The organism is Phycicoccus sp. Root563 (assembly GCF_001427915.1).
Classification (GTDB): domain Bacteria; phylum Actinomycetota; class Actinomycetes; order Actinomycetales; family Dermatophilaceae; genus Pedococcus.
In genome coordinates this window covers 361,461-386,793 of record NZ_LMGM01000001.1, presented here as the reverse complement: position 1 = coordinate 386,793, position 25,333 = coordinate 361,461, and the positions used below count along the sequence as shown (strand labels likewise).

The window sequence follows — 25,333 nt, the reverse complement described above, 5'->3', positions numbered from 1 at the left end:
CGACGGCGGGGCTCAGGCCCCGCCGTCGGGGAGCGTCATCAGGAGCACCGGGCGGTGGGTGGCCGGCAGCCACGGCGGCCTCGCCTCGCCAACCACCTGCCAGCCGCTGCGTTCGTAGAGCCGCACGGCGTTCTCCGTCTCCTGCACCACGTCGAGCACCGGGGTCCTGCCGCTGTCGCGGATGAACCCCACCGCCGTCGCCAGCAGGGCCGCACCGACACCGCGCCCCGTGACGGCATGGTCGATGAACAGGACCGACACCTCCGCGAGCCCGTCCAGCGGGCGGCCGGTACCGGCGCTCCACACCGTCGCCATGTCACCGGGGACCACCGCTGCCACGGCGACGTGCCCCACGACGGCTCCGTCCAGCTCGGCCACCCAGGACCGCAGCTCGCTCGACCGGTGGAGGAACTCCTCGACGGGCATCGGCAGCGGCCAGCGTTGCGGGTAGTCGCTGTGCTCCCGCTGGGCGGCGAGCACGTCGGCCAGGACGGGCAGGTCCTCGGTGGTCCGTGGACGGATGGTCAGGTCGCCGGTCATGCCCCCACGCTAGGGCCGCACCGGCCGCCCGTAGCATTCGCGTCGTGACAGCCCAGCCCACCATCGGTGTCCTCGCCGTCCAGGGAGACGTCCGCGAGCACCTGCATGCCGTGCAGGAGGCGGGTGCCCACGGCACCACCGTGCGCCGCCCGCGGGAGCTCGCCGAGGTCGACGCCCTCATCATCCCCGGGGGTGAGTCGACGACGATGGACAAGCTGGTCCGCGCGTTCGACCTGCACGAACCCCTGCGCGAGCGGTTGGCGGGGGGCATGCCGGCCTACGGCTCCTGCGCCGGCATGATCATGCTGGCGGACCGGATCGCCGACGCCCGACCCGACCAGCAGACGCTCGGTGGCCTTGACATCACCGTGCGGCGCAACGCGTTCGGGCGACAGGTCGACTCCTTCGAGGAGGACATCCACTTCACCGGTCTCGACGACACCGTGCGCGCCATCTTCATCCGTGCGCCCTGGGTCGAGCAGGCCGGCGAGGCGGTCGAGGTGCTGGCCCGTGTGGAGGACGGACCGGCCGCCGGTAGGATCGTCGCCGTCCGTCAAGGGCCCCTGCTGGCCACCTCCTTCCATCCGGAGGTGAGTGGTGACCACCGGGTCCACGGACTGTTCGTGCAGATCGTGCGTGACTACCTGTTGGAGGGCATGGAATGAGTGGCCACAGTAAGTGGGCGACCACGAAGCACAAGAAGGCTGCCATCGATGCCAAGCGCGGCAAGCTCTTCGCCAAGCTGATCAAGAACATCGAGGTCGCGGCCCGCACCGGTGGTGGTGACGTCACCGGCAACCCGACGCTCTACGACGCCATCCAGAAGGCGAAGAAGACCTCGGTCCCCAACAACAACATCGACAACGCGGTCAAGCGCGGGTCCGGTGCGACGGCGGGTGGGGCCGACTGGGAGACGATCACCTACGAGGGCTACGCCCCCGGTGGTGTCGCCGTCCTCATCGAGTGCCTCACCGACAACCGCAACCGCGCTGCCGCCGAGGTCCGGACCGCGCTCACCCGCAACGGTGGGCAGCTGGCAGAGCCCGGCTCGGTCTCCTACGTCTTCGACCGCAAGGGCGTCGTCGTGGTGCCCAAGGCCGACATGTCCGAGGACGACATCCTCGAGGTCGTGCTGGAGGCCGGCGCCGACGAGGTCAACGACCTCGGCGACTCCTTCCAGATCATCTCCGAGGCGAGCGACTTCGTGGCCGTCCGCAAGGCGGTCCAGGACGCCGGCATCGACTACGACTCCGCCGAGGCCTCCTGGGTGCCGAACCTCCAGGTGCCGCTCGACGCCGACGGTGCCCGCAAGATGATCCGCGTCATCGAGGCCCTCGAGGACTCCGACGACGTGCAGGACGTCTTCGCCAACGGCGACATCAGCGACGAGGTCCTGGCCGAGCTCGACGAGGACGAGGACTGACCCCCCCGCTCACGGACGCCCCGTCCTCCCCGCGTGTTGCTGCGGGGGAGGCGGGGCGTCGTCCGTGTAGCGTTCACCCGAACACGTGTTCGGATGCCCCGGCCCCGGACGTCACCTCGGAGGGAGCAGTGGAGTGCGCGTACTCGGTGTCGACCCCGGCCTCACGCGATGCGGCCTCGGTGTCGTCGACAGTGGTCGCGGCAACCGGCTGACGATGGTCGCCGTCGGTGTCGTGCGCACCCCCGGGGACCGCGACACGGGGGAGCGGCTCGTCTACCTCCAGGACCAGATGGATGCCTGGTTGGACCGGTTCCAGCCCGATGCCATCGCCCTCGAGCGCGTGTATGCCGCCGACCACGTCCCGACCGTGATGACCACGGCGCAGGCCTCCGCCCTGGCCCTCCTCGCCGCCGCGCGCCGCGGGCTTCCGCTCATCACGCACACACCCACCGAGGTGAAGGCGGCCGTGACCGGTTCCGGCCGGGCTGACAAGGCCCAGGTGACGGCGATGGTCACCCGGATCCTCGAGCTCGAGGTGGCACCCAAGCCCGCTGACGCCGCCGACGCCCTGGCGCTGGCGATCTGCCACCACTGGCGTGGCGGCGGGGACCAGCGGCTCGCCCTGGCCGCGGCGTCCGAGCGGGCCCGGCTCAAGGCGGTCGCGACCCGCGCCGCGGAGGGCTCCGCAGCCGTCCCCGGCACGCAGGCCCGCTCCCGCAGGACGGCGGTGTCACGATGATCGCCTCGGTCCGTGGGTCCGTCAGGCACATCGGTCTCGACCGCGTCGTCGTCGAGGTCGGGGGAGTCGGCATGCTGCTGCACACCACGCCGGCCACGGCCTCGGCCCAGCACCTCGGCCACGAAGCCACCCTGGCGACGACCCTGGTCGTCCGCGAGGACTCGCTCACGCTCTACGGCTTCGCGTCCGACGAGGAGCGCGACATCTTCGAGCAGGTCCAGACCGTCTCCGGCGTGGGGCCCCGGCTGGCCCTGGCGATGCTGTCGGTCCTTGCCCCCGACCGGCTGCGCGCCGCGGTCACCGGAGGCGACCTCGCCACCCTGACCAAGGTCCCCGGCATCGGCAGGAAGGGCGCAGAGCGCATCGTCCTGGAGCTGCGCGACAAGATCGGCCTCCCGTCGGGTGCAGCGGGCGCGACGCCCAGCGCGCCCGTCGCGTCGGGTCCGTCGTGGCGCGACCAGGTGACCGAGGCCCTCACGGGGCTCGGGTACTCCGGCAAGCAGGCCGAGGAGGCCGTGTCGTCCGTGGCTGCTGCGGCGCCGGCGTCGCCGAACGTCTCCGAGATGCTGCGCGCCGCCCTGCGCGAGCTGGGGCGGTGACGGGTGATGGCTGACGGCTTCTCCTCCGAGATGTACGAGGACTCCTCCCTCGACGCCACGGCCCGGGTCGTCGACCCCGCCGGCAACACCGATGAGCGCCAGGTCGAGATGGCCCTGCGGCCCCGCCGGCTCAGCGAGTTCACGGGGCAGACGCGGGTACGTGACCAGCTCTCGCTCGTCCTCGAGGCCGCCCGTCGTCGTGGCACCCCGCCCGACCACGTCCTGCTCTCGGGGCCGCCCGGCCTCGGCAAGACCACGCTGGCCATGCTCATCGGCACCGAGCTCGAGCGCCCGATCCGCATCACCAGCGGCCCGGCCATCCAGCACGCGGGCGACCTCGCGGCCGTCCTGTCCTCCCTGACCGAGGGGGAGGTGCTCTTCCTCGACGAGATCCACCGCATGTCCCGTTCGGCCGAGGAGATGCTCTACCTCGCCATGGAGGACTTCCGCGTCGACGTCATCGTCGGCAAGGGACCCGGGGCCACCGCCATCCCGCTCGAGCTGCCGCCGTTCACCGTGGTGGGGGCGACCACCCGAGCCGGGCTGCTCCCGGCGCCCCTGCGCGACCGCTTCGGCTTCACCGGCCACCTCGACTTCTACGCCACCGACGACCTCGTGACGATCCTGCACCGCTCGGCCCGCCTGCTGGACGTGGTGGCGGACGCCGACGGCATCGAGGAGATCGCCCGGCGGTCCCGCGGCACACCCCGCATCGCCAACCGCCTGCTGCGCCGAGTGCGCGACTGGGCCCAGGTGCACGGCCGCCACGTCGTGGACGAGACGGCGGCGCACGCGGCGCTGGCCTTGTTCGACGTGGACGACCGGGGTCTGGACCGCCTCGACCGGGCGGTGCTCGACGCGCTCTGCCGCAGGTTCGGCGGGGGACCGGTGGGCCTGTCGACGCTGGCGGTGGCCGTGGGCGAGGAGGCCGACACGGTCGAGACCGTCGCAGAGCCGTTCCTCGTCCGCGAGGGCTTCATCACGCGCACCCCACGTGGCCGGGCAGCGACGTCGCTGGCGTGGGACCACCTCGGTTACACCCCACCGGCCGGGCTCGACCGGCAGCCCGCACTGCCGCTGGACACCGGCGAGGGGCGCTTCGGGGCCTGAGACCGGCCCTGCCGGGTGCCCTCGCGGCATACCGGCGCGACCTGGTGGGGCCCCACCGCGGCACCGTGGGTGGCCCCGCGGCGGCACGGCGCGAAATGGTCACAATTGGAACGCGACCACGGTGGGGCACGTTGGTCGGTATGCCGTGCGTCACCTACACTCGGGCGGTCACCCGGCCAGCGTCGGGGAATCGTGCGCGCCCGAGACCCGGCTGCGCGCACCACCTGCCAACCGTGAAGGGATGCTCCATGTCGAATGGCGGCTCGCCCACTGCCAGCCTGCTGATCTTCGCCCTGCCCGTGCTGCTCATCGCCTTCATGGTGTTCACGCAGCGGCGGCGCCAGCGCGACGTGCAGAAGCTGCAGGCAGGACTGGCGGTCGGCGACGAGGTCTGCACGACCTCGGGGCTCTTCGGCACGGTGCGTTCCCTGGACGACGCGGTCGTCACGCTCGAGGTGGCCCCAGGGGTCGTCCTCCGGTTCGACCGCCGGGCCATCGGCCTGAAGACCGCCGCCCCCGCGGCGACCGACCAGCCGGGCACCCCCGGCACCACCGAGTAGAGGTCACCACCCGTGGCAATCAACCCGTACAACCGCAAGCCGCTGAAGGTCCTGTCAGCGCTGGCGGCCGTCACCATCGGCCTCTACGGCCTGCTGTTCGCAGCGACCACCTGGGGTGAGGCGCAGCTCGAGCCCAAGCTCGGCCTCGACCTCGCCGGTGGGACGCAGCTCGTCCTCGCTCCCCGCCTCGTGGGCAACGCGAAGGTGACGACCGACCAGCTCAACCAGGCCCGCGACATCATCGTGCAGCGCGTCGACTCCAACGGTGTCGCCGGGGCCGAGGTGACCACGAGCAACGACAACATCGTCGTGAGCATGCCGGGCACGCCCGACAAGGCCACCGAGGATGCCATCCGCCGCTCCTCGCAGATGCAGTTCCGTCCCGTCCTCGTCGCTGCCCCAGGCACGAACGTCCCGGTGCCCACGGGTACCGCGACGGGCACGGCCACGGGCACCGCCACGGGCACGGCGACCGGGACCGCCACGGGCAGCAAGACCACCTCCACGCCCCCGAAGGCGACCGGCGCCACCACCAGCGCCGGCAGTGGCCTGCCCGGCGCGTTCGTCCGGGCCACCACCCCGCAGCCCAGCGCCACCACCGGGGCAGCCACGCCGACCGGCGGTGCGACCACGGGCACCGCGACCAAGCCGACCGACGCCAGCGACCTCAACCAGATCACGCCGGCGCTGACCAAGGAGTTCCAGGACCTCGACTGCGCAAAGCCCGGTGTCCTGGACGGGATCGTCGACGACGCGACCAAGCCGCTGGTCACCTGCAACGTCAACCTCGGCGAGAAGTACATCCTCGGCCCGGTCGAGGTGCGCGGCGACCAGATCAAGGACGCCGTCGCCGGCTACCAGCCGCTGCAGAACGGCCAGCCCTCGAGCATCGTGGAGATCCGGCTGTCCTTCAACGGCAGCGGCACCACGGCCTTCGGCAACGTCACCAAGCGCCTGGTCAGCCTCGAGGACCCGCGCAACCGGTTCGCCGTGACGCTCGACTCCCAGGTGCTCACCGCGCCGACCGCGCAGGCCGCCATCCTCGACGGCCAGGCCAGCATCACCGGCAGCTTCACGATCGTCAGTGCCCGCGACCTGGCCAACCAGCTGAAGTTCGGCGCCCTGCCGCTGTCGTTCGACCTGCAGACCCGTGACGAGATCAGCCCCACCCTCGGTGGCGAGCAGCTCCGCATGGGCCTGCTCGCCGGGGTCATCGGCTTCGTGCTGGTCTTCGGCTACTCGCTGATCCAGTACCGCGCCCTCGGCCTGGTCACCGTCGCGTCGATCGTCATCGCCGCGGTGCTCACGTACGTCTCGATCGCCTTGCTCGGGTGGTCCCAGAACTTCCGGCTCGACATGGCCGGCGTCACGGGGCTGATCGTGGCCATCGGTGTCACCGCCGACTCGTTCATCGTCTACTTCGAACGCATCCGCGACGAGGTGCGTGAGGGACGACCGCTGCGCGCCGCGGTCGACACCGGGTGGCGTCGCGCCCGGCGCACCATCCTGGCCGCTGACGGCGTGAACTTCCTGGCCGCCTTCGTGCTGTACCTGCTGGCGTCGAGCAACGTGCGCGGCTTCGCGTTCACACTCGGCCTCACGACCCTCATCGACCTGCTCGTCGTGGTCATGTTCACCCACCCGGTCGTGGCCCTGCTGTCCACCACGAAGTTCTTCGGCGGCGGCCACCGCTGGTCCGGTCTCGACCCGCAGCGCCTGGGTGTCAAGGCCTTCAAGCCCCGGTATGCCGGACGAGGACGGATCGCGATGCCTGCCATGAACAAGACCGCGTCCGCCACGAACGACGGGAGTGCGCTGTGATCAACTTCGCCGCGCTCGGCAACGACCTCTACACCGGCAAGCGGTCCATCGACTTCGTCGGCCGCTACAAGCGGTGGTACCTCGTCTCCGGGGTGTTCATCCTCCTGGCGGCCCTCGGCCTGGTCCTGCAGGGGCTCAACCTCAGCCTGGAGTTCTCGGGCGGCTCGGAGTTCCGGGTCTCCGGGGTCAGGGTCACCGACTCCTACGAGCAGACCGCCAAGGACGCGGTGACCTCCGTGGCCGCAGCGGGTGCCCCCGAGGTGACGACCATCGGCTCGAGCACCGTCCGGGTGCAGACCGAGAAGCTCAACGACTCCCAGAGCCGGGACGTCCAGGACGCCCTCGCCAAGGCGTTCGGCACCACGTCCGACAAGGTGTCCGCCACCTTCGTCGGCCCGTCATGGGGCGCCTCGGTGAGCCAGAAGGCCCTCCAGGCCCTGGCCGTCTTCCTCGCCCTCGTGGCGGCCGTCATGGCGATCTACTTCCGCACCTGGAAGATGGCCGTCGCCGGCCTCGCCGCGCTGCTGCACGACCTGTTCATCACGGTCGGCATCTACGCCCTTGCCGGCTTCGAGGTGTCGCCCGCGACGATGATCGGCTTCCTGACGATCCTCGGGTACTCGCTGTACGACACCGTCGTCGTGTTCGACAAGGTGCGCGAGAACACCACCGAGGCCCGGGGCAACGGACGGATGTCCTACGCCCAGGCCGCCAACCTCGCCGTCAACCAGACCCTGGTGCGCTCGATCAACACCACCGTCGTGGCCCTGCTGCCGATCGCGGCGATCCTCGTCATCGGCTTCCTCTTCCTCGGCCCCGGCACCCTGCTCGACCTCGCGCTGGCGCTGTTCGTCGGCATCGCGGTCGGTGCGTACTCCTCGATCTTCATCGCCACCCCGTTGCTCGTGCACATGCGTGACCGCGAGCCCGAGATGGTCGAGCTGACGAAGAAGGCCGAGCGCTACCAGCAGCGCCACGGCGGCAAGGTGCTCGCCTCCGACGCCGCCCCGGTGGACCACGGCAGCGACGACGACCTCGAGCCGGCGGCCGTCGGCACCGGGGAGCGCCGAACCACGTCCTCCACGGTCCGCGAGACGCACAAGTACGCCTCGCCGTCCGGTCCGCGGAACCAGCCGAAGCGGCCTCCGAAGTCGCGTCGCTGACATGACCACGACCGCCTCGGCCTCCCTCGTCGCGCTCATCGAGAGCCGACTGCGTGACATCCACGACTTCCCCAGCCCCGGGGTCGTCTTCAAGGACGTCACGCCGTTGCTCGCCGATGCAGAGGCGTTCGGTGCGGTGGTCCGCGACATGGCGGACCGCCGGCGCGGGAGCGTCGACCTGGTCGTGGGGATCGAGGCCCGCGGGTTCATCTTCGGAGCAGCCCTGGCTCACGAGCTCGGGATCGGGTTCGTGCCCGTCCGCAAGGCAGGCAAGCTCCCCGGGAAGACGATGGGCGTCTCCTACGACCTCGAGTACGGCAGCGCCACCATCGAGATCCACGAGGACTCGTTCGTCGGCGGGGAGCGGGTGCTCGTCGTCGACGACGTGCTCGCCACCGGCGGCACGGCCGAGGCGGCCTGCCGCCTGCTCGAGGACGCGGGCGCCGAGGTGGTCGCGTTCGAGGCGCCGATCGAGCTCGCGTTCCTGCACGGGCGCGACCGGTTGACGGGTCGCGAGGTGCACTGCAGCCTCGTCGTCCGAGGCGACTGAACCGGCCTGCCCCCATCACGTAGGCTCAGCCCATGAGCGAGGACGTCGTCACCGGGCCGGTCCCCACCGGCGCCTCGTCGGCGAGCCGCGTGCGGGCCAGGTTGGCGCGCTTCGGCAGCCGTGGGGGCCCGACCAACCCGGTCCTCGAGCCACTCCTGCAGACCGTCCGCGCGACGCACCCCAAGGCCGACCTCACGGTCATCGAGCGGGCCTACGTCGTGGCCGAGGAGGCCCACCGCGGCCAGAAGCGCAAGTCCGGCGACGCGTACATCACGCACCCGCTGGCCGTGACGACGATCCTGGCCGAGCTGGGCATGACGCCGGCCACCCTCGCGGCGGCGCTCCTGCACGACACGGTCGAGGACACGGCATACAGCCTGACCCAGCTGGAGAAGGACTTCGGCCGCGAGGTCGCGATGCTCGTCGACGGGGTCACCAAGCTCGACAAGGTGACGTACGGCGACGCGGCCCAGGCGGAGACGGTCCGCAAGATGGTCGTGGCGATGGCGCGCGACATCCGGGTCCTGGTCATCAAGCTCGCGGACCGGCTGCACAACGCCCGCACCTGGCGGTACGTGTCGGTCGAGTCCGCCCAGCGCAAGGCCCGCGAGACCCTCGAGATCTACGCCCCCCTGGCCCACCGGCTCGGGATGAACACCATCAAGTGGGAGCTCGAGGACCTGTCGTTCGCGACGCTGTACCCCAAGGTGTACGACGAGATCGTCCGGCTCGTGGCCGAGCGGGCGCCGGCGCGCGAGGAGTTCCTCTCGGGGGTGCGCGACCAGGTGAGTGAGGACCTGCGGGGCGCCAAGATCAAGGCGACCGTCACCGGTCGGCCGAAGCACTACTACTCCGTCTACCAGAAGATGATCGTCCGCGGCCGCGACTTCGAGGACATCTACGACCTCGTGGCCGTGCGCGTCCTCGTCGACTCGGTGCGCGACTGCTACGCGGCGCTCGGTGCCCTGCACGCCCGCTGGAACCCCCTCCCCGGGCGGTTCAAGGACTACATCGCGATGCCGAAGTTCAACATGTACCAGTCGTTGCACACGACGGTCATCGGTCCCGAGGGCAAGCCGGTCGAGATCCAGATCCGCACGCACACCATGCACCGCCGGGCGGAGTACGGCGTCGCCGCGCACTGGAAGTACAAGGAGGACGCGACCGCCCCGCCGGCCGGCACCAAGGACGGCGAGACCGGCCCGATCAACGACATGGCGTGGCTGCGCCAGCTCCTCGACTGGCAGAAGGAGACCGCCGACCCGGGGGAGTTCCTCGACTCGCTGCGGTTCGAGATCAACGCGCGCGAGGTCTACGTCTTCACCCCGAAGGGCGAGGTCGTCGCCCTGCCCGCCGGCGCGACGCCCGTCGACTTCGCCTACGCCGTGCACACCGAGGTCGGTCACCACTGCATCGGCGGTCGCGTCAACGGCCGGCTGGTGCCCCTGGAGTCCACCCTCGAGAACGGCGACGTCGTCGAGGTGCTCACCTCCAAGGCCGACGGCGCCGGCCCGTCGCGTGACTGGCTGACCTTCGTCAAGTCGCCGAGGGCCCGCAACAAGATCAAGCAGTGGTTCTCCAAGGAACGTCGCGAGGAGGCCATCGAGACCGGCAAGGACGCGATCGCCAAGGCGATGCGCAAGGAGGGCCTGCCGCTGCAGCGCCTCCTGACCGTGGAGACCCTCACCGGCCTCGCCTCCGAGCTGCGCTACCAGGACATCGACGCCCTGTATGCCGCCGTCGGCGAGGGGCACGTGTCCGCCCAGCACGTGGTGGGCCGGCTCGTCGTCAGCCTCGGTGGTGAGGAGGGCGCGTCGGAGGACCTCGCCGAGGCCACCACCCCGACGCGGTCGATGCGTCGTCGCTCCGGCGACCCCGGCGTCGTCGTCGTCGGCACGGCCGACGTCTGGGTCAAGCTGGCCCGCTGCTGCACCCCGGTCCCGGGCGACCCGATCATGGGCTTCATCACCCGCGGGAACGGCGTCTCGGTCCACCGCACCGATTGCACCAACGCGGAATCGCTTCTGTCGCAACCCGATCGGATGATCGAGGTCGAGTGGGCGCCGTCGTCGGCATCCGTCTTCCTCGTCCAGCTCCAGGTCGAGGCGCTCGACCGGAACCGCCTGCTGTCCGACGTCACGCGGGTGCTGTCCGACCAGCACGTCAACATCCTGTCGGCCTCGGTGCAGACCTCGCGCGACCGGGTGGCGGTCTCGAAGTTCACCTTCGAGATGGGCGACCCGAGCCACCTCGACCACGTGATGAAGGCGGTGCGCAAGATCGACGGCGTCTTCGACGTCTACCGGATCACCGGCACCAGGGCGACGGCCGCCAAGGCCTAGTCGTCTCGTTGTCGCCTCGTCGGCGGGGTCAGGTGAGCGCGATCAGCGCCCCGACGGTCGCCAGGACAGCGCCCATGCTGCGGGTCCTGTCTGCTGCGAGGAGCCGGCGGACTGCCCTGTCGCTCTTGCCGTTTCGGCCGAGCTCCGCGTGGGTCGGGGCGGCGACGAAGGCTGTCGCCGCGAAGGTGAGGATCGTCCCGGCCGTTGCGACCACCAGTCCCGGGCCGATGGGTCCAGCGAGCCACGCCCACGTGAGGGTGGTGAGGAGGGCGGCATACGTGAGGACGACGAGGGGGACGATCGCCCGGCTGTGGGCTTCGTGCGACCTGGACCAACCCTGCGAGCTCGTTCGAGCCAGGGCGGGGTAGACGAGGGCGGTCACGGTCAGCTGGAAGCCGAGGTGGAGGGTCGTCGCAGCCGCGAGGGCCACGAGGGCGGGGGAGCCGGTCACCGGAGGGGACCGTGGGTGGGCGCGCCGGTCACCGCGGTGACGCGACGCGACCCACCGCTGATGTCAGCCGCCGAACTCGTCGAGGTTGCCGCGGGCCTGGGCGAGCCACTGCTCCTGGGCCTCGAGCTTGGACTGGGCGTCCTTGACCTTCTTCTCGTTCCCGGACGCCTGCGCCTTCTCGACGTCGGCCTTGAGGGCCGCGACGGAGGACTCGAGCTGGTCGACCATGCTCTGGGCGCGGGCGGCCACCTCGGGATTCGTCTTGTGCCAACGCTTCTCGTCGGCCTCGCGCACGGCGGACTCGATGCGGCGCATCCCCTTCTCCATGCGGTCGACATCGCCGCGGGGCACCTTGCCGGCAGCCTCCCAGCGGTCCTGCACGGCGCGGAGCGCAGCCTTGGCGGCGTCGAGGTCGGTGACGGGCAGGATCGCCTCGGCCTCCTTGAGGAGCTCCTCCTTCACGGCGAGGTTGCCCCGGAACTCCTCGTCCTCCTTGGCGGCCTCTGCGTCCTTGGCGGTGAAGAAGGCGTCCTGGGCGGCCTTGAACCGGGCCCACAGGGCGTCGTCGTCGGTCCGGGAGGCGCGGCCGGCCTGGCGCCAGCGGTCCATGAGCCGCTTGAACGCGCCCGCCGTCGCACCCCAGTCGGTGCTCGTCGCGAGGGACTCGGCCTCCTTCACCAGGTCCTGCTTGGCGGCCTTGGCCTCACCCTGGGTGCTCTCGAGCTGGGCGAAGTGGACGCGCCGGGCCTTGTCGAAGGAGTTGCGGGCCTGGCTGAACCGCTGCCAGAGAGCACCCTCGGTCTCGCGGTCGAGGCGGGTGCCGGCGCGCTGGTGCTTCTTCCACTCGTCGAGCAGCTCACGCATCCGCGCACCGCTGCTCTTCCACTGGATCTTGTTCTCCGGCTGCCCGGCGATCTTCTCGGCCTCGGCGACGATGGCCTCACGCTCGGTGGCCGCGATCGCGCGAGCCGCGTTGCGCTCGGCGCTCTCGGTCTTCTTGCGCTCGGCGACCGCCTCACCGATCTCGGCGATCTTCGCCTCGAGGGCCTCGAGGTCGCCCACGACACCGGCTTCGGCAGCGTGCTCGCGCAGCTTCGTCAGGCCCTCGGCACCGTCCTTGGCGGACAGGTCGGTGGTCGTCACCCGCTGGTGGAGCAGGTCGGCGGACGCGAACAGCTCGTCGTACTTGCGGGCGAAGTAGTGCAGCGCCTCGTCCGGCGTGGCGCCGGGGTAGGCCCCGACCTCCTTCTCGCCGTCGGCGGTACGGACGAACACGGTGCCGTCCTCGGCCACCCGGCCGAATGTCTCGGCCGGCGGCCCGCTGGGGGCGGCAGCCGTGAGGGTGGGCAGCGGGTGGGCCACCTTGCGCACGGCAGCGGGGGACGGGATCGGCGCCGGCTTCGGCACGGGCCGCGGCCTGGCCGCCGGAGCCGGAGCGGCGGGAGCGACCTCAGCGGGAACGTCCTCGCCGGCGGGAGCCTCGGGCTCGGCAGGCGCGGCTTCGGGCTCGGCAGGTGCGGCTTCGGGCTCGGCCACCGCGGCCTGGGGCTCGGGTGCGGCCTCATTCTCAGCGGCGGCTGCCGGGGCGTCGGCCACGGGGGCCTCGGGCTCGGGTGCAGCCTCTTTCTCGACGGCGGCTGCCGGGGCGTCGGCCACGGGGGCCTCGGGCTCGGGAGTCTCTGCTTGGGCAGCCTCGGCCGCGGGGGCCTCGGGCTCGGGTGCCTGCGCAGCGGCGTCCTCTGCGGCCGGAGCCTCCTCCGTGACGGCCTCAGGGGCCGCCTCGGGGGTCGCCTCAGCTGCCGCTTCGGGGGTCGCCTCAGCTGCCGCTTCGGGGGTCGCCTCAGCTGCCGCTTCGGGGGTCGCCTCGGCGGTCTCGTCGACGGTGGCGGTGGCGGCGGTCTCCTGGTCGGCCTGGGGCTCGGCGGGAGCCTGCGGCTCGGTGGGGTCAGCCGGGGGCGTCTGCTCGGTCACGTCAGGCCTTCTTCTCGGTCACAGCAACCTTGAGGATGCTGATGGGTGCAGCCGGGGCGCCATCGGTGGCGCCACCACTCACACCTGCTGCGGCGATCTTCTCGACAATATCCATTCCACCGGTCACCGTGCCGAAGATGGAGTACCCCTCGGGGACGCTGCTCAGGTCGGTGTCGTCGTAGACGATGAAGAACTGGTCGGCGTTGCTGTTGACGTCGGTGGTGCGCGCCATGGCCAGGGTGCCCTTGGGGTACTTGCCGTCCTTGGGCGTGTTCTCGAGCCCGTACGCGTAGCCGGGGCCGGTCCCGGTGCCGCCGAGCGGGTCTCCGCACTGGAGCACGAAGATGCCCTGGGTCGTGAGCCGGTGGCACGGCGCGTCGTTGAAGTAGCTGCTCCTGGCGAGCGCCACGAACGAGGCCACGGTCTGCGGTGCCTTGGCGCCGTCGAGCTGGAGGGTGATGTCGCCACAGTTGGTCGTCACCACCGCGGTGAAGGTCTTGCCCGCGGCGGTCGCCTTGGCGGGCAGGCCCTGCGTCTTGATGGCCGTCGGCACCGCAGGAGGCGCGGTGCACCCCGCGACGGCAGCGGTGGTCGCGCTGGTGGAGGCCTGCGGCGTGCTCGTCGCGCTCGGCGAGGCGGCGGGGGTGGTGTCGTCGCCACCGAGCCGGGTGGCGAGGAAGACGAACGCCGCGACGACCACGAGGACGGCAGCGACGACCACCGCGACCTGACGGTTGCGTGCGGCCTCGCGCTCCCGCTGGGCCGCTCGCGCGTCCAGCTTCTCCTGACGTCGGTGGGCCCTGGCTCGTTCCTGCTCCTTGGTCACGCGCGCCAGTCTAGGCAGGAGAGGGCGATGACTAGGCTGCCGCCCGTGCTGACCGTTGCTTTTCCTGCTGCCGCCTTCGACACCAACTGCTACGTCCTGGCCCCCGCGCGGGGGGAGGAGTGCGTCGTCGTCGACCCGGGCATCGGGATCGAGGAGACCCTGAGGGCGGTCCTGACCGAGCACCGGTTGCGGCCCGCCGCGGTCCTGCTCACCCACGGCCACCTCGACCACGTGTACTCGGTGACACCGGTCTGCGGCGCCGACACGGCGGCATACATCCACGCGGACGACCGGTATCGGCTGGTGGACCTCCTCGGGCAGTCCAACCCCGGGCTGGTCGCGATGCTCGAGCAGCAGTTCGGCACCCGGGCGACGTGGACCGAGCCCAGCAACGTCGTCGAGATCGGGGACCGGACGCACCTGGAGCTGGCCGGGCTGGGGTTCGACGTGCTCCACGCGCCCGGGCACACCGAGGGATCGGTGATGTTCGCGGTGGACGCGGTGCCGGACGGCATCGGCGACCAGGTGGACGTGGACCGGACCCTGCTCAGCGGTGACGTCCTCTTCGCCGGCTCGATCGGGCGGACCGACCTCCCGGGCGGGGACCCGGCGGCGATGAACCGCTCGCTGCGCGACGTCGTCCTGCCCCTGCCGGACACGACCCTGGTGCTGCCCGGCCACTACGGCGCCTCCACGATGGAGCGGGAGCGGGCCACGAACCCCCACCTGCAAGGATTGGGCGCGTGAAGATCACCCCGATCAGCGGTTTCCCCGAGTACCTCCCCGCCGAGCGCATCGTCGAGCAGCACTTCCTCGACGTCATCCGCGAGACCTTCGAGCTGCACGGCTTCCCCTCGATCGAGACCCGTGCCGTCGAGCCCGTCGAGCGACTCCTCGGCAAGGGCGGCGACGCCGACAAGGAGATCTACGGCGTGAGCCGCCTCGCCGGCGACGACGCCGGGTCGCGCGACGCCGAGCTCGGCCTGCACTTCGACCTGACCGTCCCGTTCGCGCGCTACGTCCTCGAGAACGCCGGACACCTCGCCTTCCCGTTCCGTCGCCACCAGATCCAGAAGGTGTGGCGCGGTGAACGCCCGCAGGAGGGCCGCTACCGCGAGTTCACCCAGGCCGACATCGACGTGGTCGACGTGGGGGAGCTGGCGCCCCACTTCGAGGCCGAGATCCCGCTCGTCATGGCCGAGGTCTTCTCGAAGCTGCCGATCGGCCAGATGGTCATCCAGGTCAACAACCGCAAGATCCCCGAGGGGTTCTACCTCGGCATCGGCGTCACCGACGTCATCGGCACCCTGCGCATCGTCGACAAGCTCGACAAGATCGGCCCGGCCAAGGTCGCCGACCTCCTCGTCGAGGCCGGCCTGACCCGCGAACAGGCCGACCAGTGCCTGGCCCTCGCGGCGATCCGTACCGAGGACCTGTCGTTCGTCGACCGGGTGCGCGAGCTCGGGGTCAGCCACCCGACGCTCGACGAGGGCCTCGAGGCCCTGTCCCGCGTCATCGGCACCGGGATGGCCAACGCCCCCGGTGCCCTCGTCGCCGACCTGCGCATCGCCCGGGGACTCGACTACTACACGGGCACGGTCTACGAGACCCAGCTCGTCGGCCACGAGTCGTGGGGCTCGTTCTGCTCCGGCGGCCGGTACGACTCGCTCGCCTCCGACGGCAGGACCACGTACCCGGGTGTCGGCATCTCGATCGGTGTCTCCCGCCTGCTCGGCCTGCTGCTCGGGCAGAAGCTGCTCACGGCGAGCCGCTCCACCCCTGCCTGCGTGCTCGTCGCGGTCACCGACGAGGACTCCCGTGCCACGTCGACCCGCGTCGCGACCGAGCTGCGCGCCCGCGGCATACCGTGCGAGGTGGCGCCCAAGCCAGCCAAGTTCGGCAAGCAGATCCGGTACGCCGAGCGGCGGGGCATGCCGTACGTCTGGTTCCCGGGCGCGGGGGAGCCCGCCGACGGCGCCACCGACCAGGTCAAGGACATCCGTTCCGGCGAGCAGGTGGATGCCGACGCCACGACGTGGCAGCCACCGGCCGACGACCTGCACCCCCAGATCCTGCGCGCGGAGAGCTGACCACCATGGACACCACCCAGCCGCTGACCGACGCCCGCACCAGCGGGGTGCAGCTGCACGTCACGTCGTTGCCGGGCGGTCGCCTCGGGCAGCCCGCGCGCGACTTCGTCGACTGGCTCGCCGAGGCGGGGCAGTCGGTGTGGCAGGTGCTGCCGGTGTCCGTGCCGGACCAGCACCGCTCGCCCTACAAGTCGCCGTCGGCCTTCGCTGCCTCCGCCGCCCTCCTCGAGGAACCGGACGCCCCGGTCAGCCAGGCGGAGCTCGACGCCTTCGCGGAGCGGGAGGCCTACTGGGTCGACTCGTGGACGAGCTTCGGCGGTGACCTCGCCGACCAGGTCCGCTTCGACCGGGAGTGGTCGGCCCTGCGCGCGTACGCCCACGAGCGAGGGATCCAGATCCTCGGTGACGTCCCCATCTACGTCGCGCCGGACGGCGCCGACGAACGGGCCTGGCCGCAGTTCTTCCGCGACGACGCGGTGGCCGGCTGCCCGCCGGACGCGTATGCCGCCACGGGCCAGCTCTGGGGCAACCCCCTGTACCGCTGGGACGTGCTCGCCGACGACGGCTACCAGTGGTGGATCGAGCGGCTGCGCCGGACGTTCGCCCTGTTCGACCTCGTCCGGGTGGACCACTTCCGCGGCTTCGCCGCCTACTGGGCCATCCCCGCCGGCGACGAGACGGCGCTGGGCGGGCAGTGGGAGCCGGGGCCGGGGCGGGCCGTGTTCGACGCAGCCCGTGGAGCGCTCGGTGACCTGCCGGTCCTCGCGGAGGACCTCGGTGACATCGACCAGCCCGTCATCGACCTGCGCAAGGCGCTGGGGTTCCCCGGGATGGCGGTGCTGCAGTTCGGGTTCGAGCCGGCCTACGAGTACAACACCCACGACCTGGTCAACCTCGCGCCCGACCAGGTGGTCTACACCGGCACCCACGACAACGACACGGTCAACGGTTGGTGGGCAGAGCTGCCCGAGCACCGGCGCGAGCTGGTCCGTGCTGCCTGGCGGGAGCGTGGTGTGCGGGCCGACGGCGACCGTGAGCCGAGCTGGGCCATGATCGAGCTCGCCCTGGCTACCCCCTGCGGCCTGGCGATGATGCAGGCTCAGGACGTCCTGGGCCTCGGTTCGACCGCCCGGATGAACGCGCCCGGCATCGAGGGCGGCTGGTCCTGGCAGATGGACCCCGGCGCGCTGACGTCGGAGCACGCTGCCCGCCTGCGTGACGTCACCCAGGCGTCAGGCCGCGCTCCAGCCTGATCCGCATCGAAAGCTGAGCGTCCGGCGCGGGCTGGCGTCAGGCCGCGGGGGGCTGCAGGCCGGAGTCGCGCAGCTCGAGCAGCGCCAGGGCACGGATCGTCGACTCCTCGCCCCGTCGCCACGCGCCCGTGGGGTCGGGGGAGATGGCGGCGAGCTTGCGCATCGGCTGGCCGGCCATGGCCCGCAGCGCGAACAGGTCGAGGTCGGCAGCCTGGTCGATGAACCGCTGGGCCGCCGTCGCCCGGCGCACGAACCGGCCGCGCACGAACAGCCAGACCAGCCCGACGATGACGATCGGCACCAGCGCCGTGACCCAGCCGAGCAGGTTGGCGAGCCGTTCGACCGCGGTGACGAGGTCGGTGCCGGCCTGCTGGATGGTCGTGCCCGCCGTGCCGGCGCGGCGGAACGGGCTGGCGATCTTGTCGCCCACGAGCGGCACGTCGCTCACGGCGTCGCCCGCACCCGTCATCTGCTCCCGGAACCCCGAGCCCGCGCTCTGCAGCTGACGACCCGGTGCGCCGAGCTGGAGGGTCGCGTCGTGGACGACCCTCCCCACCCACGCCCAGGTGCACACCCAGGCCACGATCCCGAGGTCGGCGAGGATCTGGAGGGTGCGTCGGCCCGGGAGGTCTGCGTAGAGCTTCATGCCGCCTACACTCCCATTTCGTGCCCCCCACCAGCGCGATGGAGCGTGCGGTCCGCAGCTGGCTGGGCCACCTCGACGTCGAGCGCGGCATGGCCACCAACACGCTGAAGTCCTACCGGCGCGACCTCGCCCGCTACACGGCATACCTCGAGGCGCACGAGGTCCGGGAGCCCGCGGAGGTGACCGAGGCGCACGTGAGCGACTTCCTGGCCACCCTGCGCGAGGGCAGCGCCGACCACCCGCCGCTGGCCGCCTCCTCGGCCGCGCGCACGCTCGTCGCGGTGCGCGGTTTCCACAAGTTCCTCGCCCTGGAGGGGGAGGTGCTCACCGACCCCGCCGGCGCGGTGAGCCCGCCGAAACCCCCGACCCGGCTGCCCAAGGCGATCGCCGTCCACGAGGTGGAGCGGCTGCTCGAGGCGGCGAGCGTCGGTGACACCCCCGCGTCGCTGCGCGACCGCGCGCTGCTCGAAGTCCTCTACGGCGCCGGCGCGCGCATCTCCGAGGCGGTCGGCCTCGACATCGACGACATCGACACGGGGGAGGGGGTGGTCCGGTTGTTCGGCAAGGGCAGCAAGGAGCGACTCGTCCCCCTCGGTTCGTATGCCGCGGACGCCATCGGCGCGTACCTCGTCCGGGGGCGACCGGCGTTCGCCGGCAAGGGGAGGGGCACGCCCGCGGTCTTCCTGAACCAGCGCGGCGGCCGGTTGTCGCGGCAGTCGGCCTGGGCCGTGATGCGTGCGGCCGCCGAACGCGCCCAGTTGTCGGGCCACGTCTCGCCGCACACCTTGCGGCACTCGTTCGCCACCCACCTGCTCGACGGGGGAGCCGACGTGCGTGTCGTGCAGGAGCTCCTCGGCCACGCCTCGGTCACGACGACGCAGATCTACACCCTCGTCACGGTGCAGAGACTGCGCGAGGTGTACGCACAGAGCCACCCCCGTGCCCGCTGATAGGGTCAACCCGATCAGCGAGAGGCTGACCGCCGTACGCCAACGCACCGGGAGTGAAACGCCTGTGGAACCTGAGGTGACCACGCAGTCGCAACCATCCGACCAGCGCACCCCGGAGTCGTCCGACACCACCCACGAGCGCCACCACGCGCGTCTCCCGGGCACCGAGACGGTGGGTCCCGGAACCGTCGGCCCGACCGGCCGCCCGATGCCGGACTTCCCCGAGCCAGCCCCGCTGACCAGCCACGGTCCTGCGCGCATCATCGCGATGTGCAACCAGAAGGGTGGCGTCGGCAAGACCACGACGACCATCAACCTCGGTGCCGCGCTCGCCGAGGTGGGCCGCAAGGTCCTGCTGGTCGACTTCGACCCGCAGGGCGCGCTGTCCGTGGGTCTGGGCGTCCGGGCCAACGAGCTCGACGTCACCATCTACAACCTGCTGGTCGAGCGCGGCCACGACGTGCGCGACGTGATCCAGCAGACGTCGACGCCGAACCTCGACGTCATCCCGGCCAACATCGACCTGTCGGCCGCTGAGGTCCAGCTCGTCGGCGAGGTCGCCCGCGAGCAGATCCTGGCCCGGGTGCTGCGTCCCGTCATGGACGACTACGACGTCATCATGATCGACTGCCAGCCGTCGCTCGGACTGCTCACCGTCAACGCGCTCACCGCGGCCCACGGTGTCCTCATCCCGCTGGAGTGCGAGTTCTTCGCCATGCGTGGCGTGGCGCTGCTGGTCGAGACCATCGACAAGATCACCGACCGGCTCAACCCGCGACTGCAGGTCGACGGGATCCTCGCGACGATGTACGACTCGCGGACCCTGCACAGCAAGGAGGTCGTGCGCAGCGTCGTCGACCACTTCGGCGACCGGGTCTTCCACACCGTCATCAGCCGCACGGTGAAGTTTCCGGACGCGACGCTGGCCGCCGAGCCGATCACCACGTACGCGCCCACGCACGGGGCGGCCACGGCATACCGGCAGCTGGCCCGCGAGCTGATCGCCCGTGGTGGGGCGGCCTGAGCCGGTGACCCAGGAGGCCACCACCGAGGCCACCACGCAGGGCAGCCCGACCGCACAGGCCACTCCCGGTGGGGTCATCACCCGGCGCGGCGGCCTCCCCTTCGAGGTGCACCTCGACGTCTTCTCCGGGCCGTTCGACCTGCTGCTCGGGCTGATCAGCAAGCACAAGCTGGACATCACCGAGATCGCGCTGGCCCAGGTCACCGACGAGTTCATCGAGCACATCAAGGCCGCCCGCAAGACCGACGTCGAGTGGGACCTGGGGCAGGCCTCGGAGTTCCTGCTCATCGCCGCGACCCTGCTCGACCTCAAGTCCGCGCGGCTGCTGCCGCAGACCGGACCGCAGGACGAGGAGGACCTCGCGCTCATCGAGGCCCGCGACCTGCTGTTCGCGCGGCTGCTGCAGTACCGCGCCTTCAAGGACATCGCCTTCACCTTCGCGGAGCGGATGGCGACCGCAGGGCGGATGACGCCGCGCCAGGCCGGCATCGAGCCCCAGTTCGCCAAGCTGCTGCCCGAGCTGGTCATGGGGATCACCCCCGAGCAGCTCGCGATGATCGCCGCCCGGGCGATGACGCCGCGGGTCGCCCCGACCGTGGGGCTCGAGCACCTGCACGCCCCGCAGGTCAGCGTCCGCGAGCAGGCCGGGATCATCGGCGTGCGGCTGCGGGCCGAGCGGGTCTGCTCGTTCCGCTCGCTCGTCGCGGACGCCGACTCCACGCTCGTCATCGTCGCCCGGTTCCTCGCGCTGCTCGAGCTCTTCCGCGAGGCAGCGATCGCGTTCGAGCAGGTCGAGGCGCTGGGGGAGCTCACCGTGAGGTGGACCGGCACCGACGACGGGGAGATCGAGGTCAGCGACGAGTTCGACGAGTTCGACGAGTCGGACCAGACCGAGGACGATGGGGACGACAGCAGTCCCGAGCCGTCCGATGAGCAGCCCTCGCCGGAGACGGACGCGGGCACGAACCAGGAGCGCAGTGACGATGAGTGACACCGGTACCGACCAGGACGCACCGGTCGTCATCGACGTCGAGGAGCGCGTGGTGGACGAGACGGTGGTGGAGGAGACGGATCCCAACGCGGCGGCCTCAGAGGAGACGGCTCCCGAGGAGCAGTTCGCGTTCGACGTCAACGACTTCCCCGGCGGTGCCCGCAGCGCCATCGAGGCCGTCCTCATGGTGGTCGACGAGCCGGTCACCTCGATGGCCCTCGCGTCCGCGCTCGAGCTGCCGGTCGACGACGTCCAGGGACACCTCGAGGACCTGGAGCGGGAGTACGCCGAGCAGCTTCGCGGGTTCACCCTGCGCTCCGTGGCCGGCGGGTGGCGCATCTACAGCCGCTCCGACTACGCACCGGTCGTGGAGAAGTTCCTCCTCGACGGCCAGCAGGCCAAGCTCACGCAGGCGTCCCTCGAGACGCTCGCCGTCATCGCCTACCGCCAGCCGATCTCGCGTTCGCGTGTCTCGGCGGTGCGCGGCGTCAACGTCGACGGCGTCGTCCGCACGCTGCTCAACCGCGGCCTGATCGAGGAGCTCGGCGCTGAGACCGAGAGCGGCGCGGTCCTCTACGGCACGACCAACTACTTCCTCCAGCGGCTGGGCCTGGGCAGCCTGGACGACCTCCCGGCGCTCGCGCCGTACCTGCCCGAAATCGATGTGCTCGACGAAATAGCAGAACAGGGACGCGGATGACACCCCCACGCAGCAGAGACGGCTCGGCCGGAGCAGGACGAGGCGGCGGTCGCCCCGGCGGCGGCCGAGGCGGTGCCGGCCAGGGTGGCCGCCCCGGTCCTCGCGGCGGCCCGACGGGCGCCGGTGCCGGTGGCCGGGGCGACCGTCCCCAGCGCGGCAGCTCGGGCACGACCAAGAAGAGCCAGCCGACGCGGGTGCCGCAGGAGCGCAAAGAGCCCGACGTCGACATGCACGACCCCGACGGCATCCGGCTGCAGAAGCTGCTCGCCGCCGCCGGCGTGGGTTCGCGCCGCGTCTGCGAGAACCTCATCAGCGCCGGTCGCGTCGAGGTGGACGGCCACACCGTGCGCGAGCTCGGTGTGCGCATCCGTCCCGACCAGACCGTGCACGTCGACGGGGTGAAGGTCCAGCTCGACGAGACCCGCGTGTACTTCGCGTTCAACAAGCCGCTCAACGTCGTCACGACGATGAGCGACGAGCTCGGCCGGATCAACATCGGCGACTACGTGAAGGACCGCACGGACCGGCTGTTCCACGTCGGTCGGCTGGACTCCGACACCGAGGGCCTGCTCCTGCTCACGAACGACGGCGAGCTCGCCCACCGGCTGCAGCACCCGCAGTACGGCGTCCTCAAGACCTACCTCGCCCAGATCCGTGGACCGGTACCGCGCGACATGGGTCGCCAGCTGCGCGAGGGCGTCCAGCTCGAGGACGGGCCGGCCTCCGTCGACTCGTTCCGCGTCGTGGACTCCCAGCCCGGCAAGGCGCTCGTCGAGGTGGTCCTGCACGAGGGACGCAAGCACATCGTGCGCCGGCTCCTCGACGCCGTGGGGCACCCCGTGATCAGCCTCGTGCGCGTCCAGGTGGGCCCGATCCACCTCGGTGACACCAAGCCCGGCAAGATGCGCAAGCTCACCAAGGACGAGGTCGGCAAGCTCTACACCGCTGCTGGACTCTGATCCCGTGGGTCACGGCGCGTCGGTAGCCTTCGCGTCGTGACCCCACGCGTTCGGATCGTCGGCACCGGCCTCATCGGCACCAGCCTGGGCATCGCCCTCAGCCGTGCCGGGTATGCCGTGGTGCTCAGCGACCCGTCGCCCACCGCCTGCGCGCTGGCCCGTGACCTCGGCGCGGGTTCGCTTGCAGCGCAGGGCGATCCTGCCCCGGACGTGGTCGTCGTCGCCGCACCTCCGGACGTGGCGGGTGAGGTCGTGGCCGGCGAGCTCGACCGCTGGCCGCAGGCCGTGGTCACCGACGTCGCGTCCGTGAAGGTGGCCGTGCTCGACCGGGTGCGGGACCTCGGTGGCGACCTCACCCGGTACGTCGGCTCGCACCCGATGGCCGGTCGGGAGCGCTCGGGTGCGGTCGCAGCCCGCGGAGACCTGTTCGACGGTCGTGCCTGGGTCGTCGTGCCCAGCGAGGAGTCGTCACCGGCTGCCGTCGACGCGGTGCGGGCGGTCGCCTCTGCCGCCGGCGGCACCGTCAGCACGATGAGCCCCACCGACCACGACGCGGCCGTGGCCGTGGTCTCGCACGTCCCGCAGCTGGCCTCGTCGCTGGTGGCGGGGCGACTGCGCGACCTGTCCAACTCTGCGGTTGCGTTGTCGGGTCAGGGGATCCGTGACGTCACGAGGGTCGCGGCGAGCGACCCCCAGCTGTGGACGCAGATCCTGGCCGGCAACGCCGCGGCGGTCCGCGAGGTGCTGGCGCACGTGCACGCCGAGCTGGGCGAGGTGATCACGGCCCTGGACGGGCTGGCCGACGGCGACGGCGTCGGCGCGCGCGAGGTGCTCGCCCGGATCGTGGCTCAGGGCAACGCCGGCCACGCACGGATCCCCGGCAAGCACGGCGCTGCCCCGACGGCATACACGACGGTCGTGGTGCTCGTGCCGGACGAACCGGGCGAGCTCGCCCGGCTGCTGCACGACGTCGGCGACGCCGGCGTCAACCTCGAGGACCTGCACCTCGAACACGGCCTCGGGCAGCCGTTCGGGCTGGCCGAGGTGTCGGTGCTGCCTGCGGTCGCCGAACGGCTGGCCGACGAGCTCCTCGCCCGCGGCTGGCGCCTCCACGGCTGACCGGTCCGCAGCGGGCACGCCCCGCTGCAGGGGCCGTCGCGGGACGTCGGTGCTGCCCATAGGCTTGGCGGTCATGAACACCCAGCACCTCGTCGTCGCGATCGACGGACCCAGCGGGTCCGGCAAGTCCAGCGTCTCCCGCGCCGTCGCCCGCGAGCTCGGCATCGGGTACCTCGACACCGGCGCGATGTACCGCGCGGTCACGTGGTGGTGCCTCGAGGAGGGGGTCGACCTCGACGACACCGCAGCGGTCGAGCAGGCCTCGCGGGACATCCCGCTCGAGATGGGCACCGACCCCTCGCACGCGAGCGTGCAGGTCGGCGGCCGGGAGATTGAGGACGACATCCGCACCACGCGCGTCAGCGAGGTGGTGTCGAAGGTCGCCACGAACACCGGTGTCCGCCCGGTCCTGCAGCAGCTGCAGCGCGACCTCATCGACCGGATCGCCACCCGGACCGGGGGAGTCGTGGCCGAGGGCCGCGACATCACCACCGTCGTGGCCCCCGACGCCGACGTCCGCGTCCTGCTCACGGCCAGCGTCGAGGCCCGCCTGCGCCGCCGCTCCAAGGAGCTGCACGGGCACGACGCGGACCACGCGGTCGAGGCCACCCGGGACCAGATCGTCCGGCGGGACGCCGATGACTCGACGGTGTCGGAGTTCACCGAGGCCGCCGACGGCGTGCACCTCGTCGACACCTCCGACCTCGACTTCGAGCAGAGCATCGCCGCCGTCATCGACGTGGTGCGGCGGGAGGCCCCGGCCAAGGCCGTGGTGTGAGCACCTCTGCGTCCACGCCCGGCCCCGCCGTGACGCCGCAGTGGCGGGTGCGCATCAACATCGTCGTCGGCCGCGTGCTGTTCGGGGTCCTCTACCGGGTGACCACGGTCGGCCGCGACCGGGTGCCGAAGGTCGGTCCGGTGCTGTTCGTGGGCAACCACGTCGGGTTCCTCGACGGCCCGATGCTCCCTGCGCTGTCCCCGCGCCCGACCAGCATCCTGGTCAAGCGGGACGTGTTCCGCGGTCTGCTGGGGTGGTTCCTCACCTTCATCGGCCACATCCCGGTCACCCGGAACTCCGGTGACCGCAGCGCCCTGACGACGGCGGTCGCGGTCCTGCGGGCGGGCGGTGCGGTCGGCATCTTCCCCGAGGGCACCCGGGGCCGTGGTGACGTCTCGACCGTCCAGCAGGGCGCCGCGTGGCTCGCCCTCCAGGGCGGTGCGACCGTGGTGCCCGTGGCGTTCCTCGGCACGCGGGAGACCGGCGCCTCCACCGGCACGCTGCCCAGGCCCGGCACGCGGATGGTCGTCGAGTTCGGCGGGCCCGTCAGGCTCGCGGCCGACCCGGAGCTGACGGGACGGGCCCGCCTCGCTGCTGCCACCGCCCAGGTGCGTGACCTGCTCGCGGACCACGTGGCCAACGCCTCCGCACGGCACCAGATCGCGCTGCCGGAGGACGACGGACTGGGTTCGTAGGTCGACCTGCCGACGACGGGCACGACGCGCGGG

26 protein-coding genes are annotated in these 25,333 nt (G+C 71.6%); 21 read left to right on the top strand and 5 right to left on the bottom strand.

The window, feature by feature from the left end:
• Positions 1–12 precede the first annotated feature (12 nt).
• A complete protein-coding gene (locus ASD62_RS01810; RefSeq protein WP_056914507.1) occupies positions 13–540 on the bottom strand; it encodes a GNAT family N-acetyltransferase in 528 nt (175 codons plus the stop codon).
• 35 nt (positions 541–575) lie between these two features.
• On the opposite strand from ASD62_RS01810, the gene pdxT reads away from it, so the two are divergent.
• The 10 genes from pdxT to ASD62_RS01760 all read left to right on the top strand — a co-directional run bounded on the left by pdxT (position 576) and on the right by ASD62_RS01760 (position 10,847).
• Positions 576–1,205, top strand: coding sequence for a pyridoxal 5'-phosphate synthase glutaminase subunit PdxT (gene pdxT / locus ASD62_RS01805; RefSeq protein WP_200956912.1), 630 nt, complete (start codon positions 576–578; stop codon positions 1,203–1,205).
• Complete coding sequence (locus tag ASD62_RS01800; protein WP_056914505.1) at positions 1,202–1,963, top strand: YebC/PmpR family DNA-binding transcriptional regulator; 762 nt, start codon at positions 1,202–1,204, stop codon at positions 1,961–1,963. Before pdxT ends, ASD62_RS01800 begins: the two co-directional genes overlap by 4 nt.
• A 133-nt stretch (positions 1,964–2,096) precedes the next feature.
• A complete protein-coding gene (gene ruvC / locus ASD62_RS01795) occupies positions 2,097–2,702 on the top strand; it encodes a crossover junction endodeoxyribonuclease RuvC (protein WP_056914504.1) in 606 nt (201 codons plus the stop codon).
• A complete protein-coding gene (gene ruvA / locus ASD62_RS01790; protein ID WP_056914503.1) occupies positions 2,699–3,301 on the top strand; it encodes a Holliday junction branch migration protein RuvA in 603 nt (200 codons plus the stop codon). Before ruvC ends, ruvA begins: the two co-directional genes overlap by 4 nt.
• 6 nt (positions 3,302–3,307) lie before the next feature.
• Positions 3,308–4,411 (top strand): Holliday junction branch migration DNA helicase RuvB, encoded by a 1,104-nt coding sequence (ruvB, locus tag ASD62_RS01785; protein ID WP_056914502.1) that lies wholly within the window; start codon positions 3,308–3,310, stop codon positions 4,409–4,411.
• Between the two features lie 248 nt (positions 4,412–4,659).
• Complete coding sequence (yajC, locus tag ASD62_RS01780) at positions 4,660–4,971, top strand: preprotein translocase subunit YajC (protein WP_056914501.1); 312 nt, start codon at positions 4,660–4,662, stop codon at positions 4,969–4,971.
• 12 nt (positions 4,972–4,983) lie between these two features.
• On the top strand, positions 4,984–6,792 hold the full coding sequence (gene secD, locus ASD62_RS01775) for a protein translocase subunit SecD (protein ID WP_056919060.1): 1,809 nt from the start codon (positions 4,984–4,986) through the stop codon (positions 6,790–6,792).
• A complete protein-coding gene (secF, locus tag ASD62_RS01770) occupies positions 6,789–7,955 on the top strand; it encodes a protein translocase subunit SecF (protein ID WP_056914500.1) in 1,167 nt (388 codons plus the stop codon). Before secD ends, secF begins: the two co-directional genes overlap by 4 nt.
• Position 7,956: 1 nt before the next feature.
• On the top strand, positions 7,957–8,505 hold the full coding sequence (locus ASD62_RS01765) for an adenine phosphoribosyltransferase (RefSeq protein WP_056914499.1): 549 nt from the start codon (positions 7,957–7,959) through the stop codon (positions 8,503–8,505).
• A gap of 32 nt (positions 8,506–8,537) precedes the next feature.
• A complete protein-coding gene (locus ASD62_RS01760) occupies positions 8,538–10,847 on the top strand; it encodes a bifunctional (p)ppGpp synthetase/guanosine-3',5'-bis(diphosphate) 3'-pyrophosphohydrolase (protein ID WP_056914498.1) in 2,310 nt (769 codons plus the stop codon).
• Between the two features lie 28 nt (positions 10,848–10,875).
• Here ASD62_RS01760 and ASD62_RS01755 read toward each other — a convergent pair whose 3' ends face one another.
• The 3 genes from ASD62_RS01755 to ASD62_RS01745 form a co-directional block, all read right to left on the bottom strand.
• Positions 10,876–11,298 carry a hypothetical protein gene (locus ASD62_RS01755; protein WP_056914497.1) on the bottom strand — a complete coding sequence of 141 codons (423 nt, stop codon included), beginning with the start codon at positions 11,296–11,298 and terminating at the stop codon, positions 10,876–10,878.
• A 63-nt stretch (positions 11,299–11,361) separates the two neighbouring features.
• Complete coding sequence (locus ASD62_RS01750) at positions 11,362–13,269, bottom strand: DUF349 domain-containing protein (protein ID WP_082580508.1); 1,908 nt, start codon at positions 13,267–13,269, stop codon at positions 11,362–11,364.
• A gap of 1 nt (position 13,270) precedes the next feature.
• Positions 13,271–14,095: a peptidylprolyl isomerase gene (locus ASD62_RS01745; RefSeq protein ID WP_056914496.1), complete on the bottom strand. Its 825-nt coding sequence runs from the start codon at positions 14,093–14,095 to the stop codon at positions 13,271–13,273.
• 45 nt (positions 14,096–14,140) lie between these two features.
• Here ASD62_RS01745 and ASD62_RS01740 point away from each other — a divergent pair, with 45 nt between their 5' ends.
• Genes ASD62_RS01740 through ASD62_RS01730 form a run of 3 tightly spaced genes read left to right on the top strand, consistent with a single transcriptional unit; the run spans position 14,141 to position 17,438 of the window.
• Positions 14,141–14,842 carry an MBL fold metallo-hydrolase gene (locus ASD62_RS01740; RefSeq protein ID WP_056914495.1) on the top strand — a complete coding sequence of 234 codons (702 nt, stop codon included), beginning with the start codon at positions 14,141–14,143 and terminating at the stop codon, positions 14,840–14,842.
• Positions 14,830–16,185, top strand: coding sequence for a histidine--tRNA ligase (hisS, locus tag ASD62_RS01735; RefSeq protein WP_164488422.1), 1,356 nt, complete (start codon positions 14,830–14,832; stop codon positions 16,183–16,185). The genes ASD62_RS01740 and hisS overlap by 13 nt, the downstream gene beginning before the upstream one ends.
• A gap of 5 nt (positions 16,186–16,190) precedes the next feature.
• Positions 16,191–17,438 carry a 4-alpha-glucanotransferase gene (locus ASD62_RS01730; RefSeq protein WP_056914493.1) on the top strand — a complete coding sequence of 416 codons (1,248 nt, stop codon included), beginning with the start codon at positions 16,191–16,193 and terminating at the stop codon, positions 17,436–17,438.
• Positions 17,439–17,475: 37 nt separating this feature from the next.
• On the opposite strand, the gene ASD62_RS01725 is transcribed toward ASD62_RS01730, so the two are convergent.
• A complete protein-coding gene (locus tag ASD62_RS01725; protein ID WP_056914492.1) occupies positions 17,476–18,084 on the bottom strand; it encodes a hypothetical protein in 609 nt (202 codons plus the stop codon).
• A gap of 38 nt (positions 18,085–18,122) precedes the next feature.
• Between ASD62_RS01725 and xerD the strand changes: the two genes are divergently transcribed.
• The 8 genes from xerD to ASD62_RS01685 all read left to right on the top strand — a co-directional run bounded on the left by xerD (position 18,123) and on the right by ASD62_RS01685 (position 25,300).
• Positions 18,123–19,034, top strand: a complete 912-nt coding sequence (xerD, locus tag ASD62_RS01720) for a site-specific tyrosine recombinase XerD (RefSeq protein WP_056914491.1) — start codon at positions 18,123–18,125, stop codon at positions 19,032–19,034.
• Between the two features lie 208 nt (positions 19,035–19,242).
• Positions 19,243–20,058 (top strand): ParA family protein, encoded by an 816-nt coding sequence (locus tag ASD62_RS01715; protein ID WP_056917081.1) that lies wholly within the window; start codon positions 19,243–19,245, stop codon positions 20,056–20,058.
• A gap of 4 nt (positions 20,059–20,062) precedes the next feature.
• Positions 20,063–21,049 (top strand): ScpA family protein, encoded by a 987-nt coding sequence (locus ASD62_RS01710; RefSeq protein ID WP_056917080.1) that lies wholly within the window; start codon positions 20,063–20,065, stop codon positions 21,047–21,049.
• Positions 21,042–21,749, top strand: a complete 708-nt coding sequence (gene scpB / locus ASD62_RS01705) for an SMC-Scp complex subunit ScpB (protein ID WP_082553188.1) — start codon at positions 21,042–21,044, stop codon at positions 21,747–21,749. Before ASD62_RS01710 ends, scpB begins: the two co-directional genes overlap by 8 nt.
• A complete protein-coding gene (locus ASD62_RS01700) occupies positions 21,746–22,708 on the top strand; it encodes a pseudouridine synthase (RefSeq protein WP_056914490.1) in 963 nt (320 codons plus the stop codon). The genes scpB and ASD62_RS01700 overlap by 4 nt, the downstream gene beginning before the upstream one ends.
• 36 nt (positions 22,709–22,744) lie before the next feature.
• Entirely contained in the window at positions 22,745–23,827 is a 1,083-nt protein-coding gene (locus ASD62_RS01695; RefSeq protein ID WP_056914489.1) for a prephenate dehydrogenase, read from the top strand.
• Positions 23,828–23,900: 73 nt separating this feature from the next.
• Positions 23,901–24,605 (top strand): (d)CMP kinase, encoded by a 705-nt coding sequence (gene cmk, locus ASD62_RS01690; protein WP_056914488.1) that lies wholly within the window; start codon positions 23,901–23,903, stop codon positions 24,603–24,605.
• The gene (locus ASD62_RS01685; protein WP_082580507.1) at positions 24,602–25,300 is read left to right on the top strand and encodes a 1-acyl-sn-glycerol-3-phosphate acyltransferase; all 699 of its coding nucleotides are present in this window, start codon (positions 24,602–24,604) and stop codon (positions 25,298–25,300) included. The genes cmk and ASD62_RS01685 overlap by 4 nt, the downstream gene beginning before the upstream one ends.
• Positions 25,301–25,333: the final 33 nt, after the last annotated feature.